Annotated in this window: 1 protein-coding gene; it reads left to right on the top strand. The window is 69.5% G+C overall.

Annotated features, from left to right (window positions below; genetic code table 11):
* Nucleotides 1-151: 151 nt before the first annotated feature.
* Nucleotides 152-1,549 (top strand): dihydrolipoyl dehydrogenase, encoded by a 1,398-nt coding sequence (lpdA, locus tag DBR36_RS16450; protein ID WP_108320773.1) that lies wholly within the window; start codon nucleotides 152-154, stop codon nucleotides 1,547-1,549.
* Nucleotides 1,550-2,375: the final 826 nt, after the last annotated feature.

Here is a 2,375-nt window from a genome sequence, read left to right as displayed (position 1 = left end):
CGCCGAGACGGCCTCGGCGACCTCTCCGCTGCCGTGGATCCTGCTCGCCGTCGCGCTAGTCGTCGTGGCCGGCGTCCTGGTGTACGTCTTCGCCGCTCGCGGGCGGGGGAACACCGCCGACCGCGGGACCTCCGGGCGATAGGCTGGAGCCATGCCTCATTACGATCTGGTCATTCTTGGTGCGGGTCCCGGCGGGTACGTCGCCGCCGTCCGCGGCGCACAGCTCGGACTGTCGGTCGCGATCGTCGAAGAGAAGTACTGGGGCGGTGTGTGCCTGAACGTGGGCTGCATCCCCTCCAAGGCCCTCCTGCGCAACGCCGACCTCGCGCACACGTTCCACGCCAAGGCCGACCTGTTCGGCATCTCCGGCGACGTCACCTTCGACTTCGGCAAGGCGTTCGACCGCTCCCGCACGGTCGCCGCCGGCCACGTCAAGGGCATCCACTACCTGATGAAGAAGAACAAGGTCACCGAGTACGAAGGTCGCGGTCACTTCACCGACGACCACACGCTGGACGTGACCTTGACCGACGGCTCGAAGGAGCAGGTCACCTTCGACAACGTCATCATCGCCACCGGTTCCACCGTGCGTCTGCTGCCGGGGGTCACCCTCAGCGAGAACGTCGTCACCTACGAAGAGCAGATCCTCACCCGCGAGCTTCCGAAGTCGATCGTCATCGTCGGCGCCGGCGCCATCGGCATGGAATTCGCCTATGTGATGACCAACTACGGCGTGAAGGTCACCATCATCGAGTTCCTCGACCGGGCCCTGCCCAACGAGGACGCCGAGGTGTCCAAAGAGATCCAGAAGCAGTACAAGGGCTACGGCGTCGACATCCTCACCTCCACCAAGGTCGACTCCGTCACCGACCACGGCGACAAGGTCACCGTCGCCTACACCGCCAAAGACGGCTCGACCGGCTCTATCGACGCCGACCGCGTGCTCATGTCCATCGGCTTCGCCCCCAAGGTCGACGGTTTCGGTCTCGACAACACCGGCGTGAAGCTCACCGAGCGCGGCGCGATCGACATCGACGACCACATGCGCACCAACGTGCCGCACATCTACGCCATCGGCGACGTCACCGCCAAGCTGCAGCTCGCCCACGTCGCCGAAGCGCAGGGCGTCGTCGCCGCCGAGACCATCGCAAACGCCGAGACCCAGACCCTCGGCGACTACCGCAACATGCCCCGCGCCACCTTCTGCAACCCGCAGGTCGCCTCGTTCGGCCTCACCGAGCAGCAGGCCCGCGACGCCGGACACGACATCAAGGTCGCCAAATTCCCCTTCTCCGCCAACGGCAAGGCGAACGGCCTGGGCGAGCCCGTCGGCTTCGTCAAGCTCGTCGCCGACGCCGACACCCTCGAACTCATCGGCGGCCACCTCATCGGCCCCGACGTGTCCGAACTGCTGCCCGAACTCACCCTCGCGCAGAAGTGGGACCTCACGGCCCTCGAGGCGGCTCGCAATGTCCACACCCACCCGACGCTGTCGGAGGGTCTGCAAGAGGCGTTCCACGGCCTGACGGGTCACATGATCAACCTCTGATCGCACCGACCATCACGAAGGCCCGCCCGGCTCCCCGGGCGGGCCTTCGTGCGTCTCGGGCGCGGCGTGCGCGGACGCGGGCCCGGCGCGGGCGCGGCGCGGGCTCGGCGCGGGCGCGGACTCGGGCTCGACCCCGGGCCCGGGCCCGGGGTCGCGAAACAGCATCCTGCTGACAACTCGGCGACATCCTGCAACCGACTCGTCAGCGGAACGCAGTCTCGCGCACAGCCACGCCGAGCCGGACCGCGCGGGTTCGCCGGGCGCGGTCCGGTACGCGAGCAACCCGCGAGCGGCCCACGACGGCCCGCGACGAGCCCGCAAATCGCGCGCGGCGTCGCGAAACAGCATCCTGCTGACAACTCGGCGACGTCCTGCAACCGACTCGTCAGCACGACGCAGTCTCACGCGCAGCCACGCCGAGCCGGCCCGCGCGCGGGATCGCCGGGCGCGGTCCGGTACCCGAGCAGCCCGCGAGCGGCCCACGGCCGGCCCGCGAATCGCTCACGGCGTCGCGAAACAGCATCCCGCTGACAACTCGGCGACATTCTGCAACCGATTCGTCAGCGGAACGCAGTCTCGCGCGCAGCCACGCCGAGCCGGACCGCGCGCGGGTTCGCCGGGCGCGGTCCGGTACGCGAGCAGCCCACGACGGGCCCACAAATCGCTCACGGCGTCGCGAAACTGCATGCCGCTGACAACTCGGCGACATCCTGCAACCGACTCGTCAGCGCAATGCAGTCTCGCGCGCCGCCGCGCAGCCACGCCGAGCGAACGGAGCGCGGGCGCGGGCGCGGCGGACGCGGCGCGGCGGGCGCGCGGCTGGCCG

The sequence above is a fragment of the Microbacterium sp. HMWF026 genome (assembly GCF_003061325.1).
GTDB lineage: Bacteria > Actinomycetota > Actinomycetes > Actinomycetales > Microbacteriaceae > Microbacterium > Microbacterium testaceum_E.
The sequence above is the reverse complement of the archived record's forward strand: the minus strand, read 5'-3'. Positions and strand labels throughout refer to the sequence as shown.

Excerpts from the sequence above, each read along its gene's own strand:
- lpdA (WP_108320773.1), top strand. The coding sequence starts at position 152 with ATGCCTCATTACGATCTGGTCATTCTTGGTGCGGGTCCCGGCGGGTAC.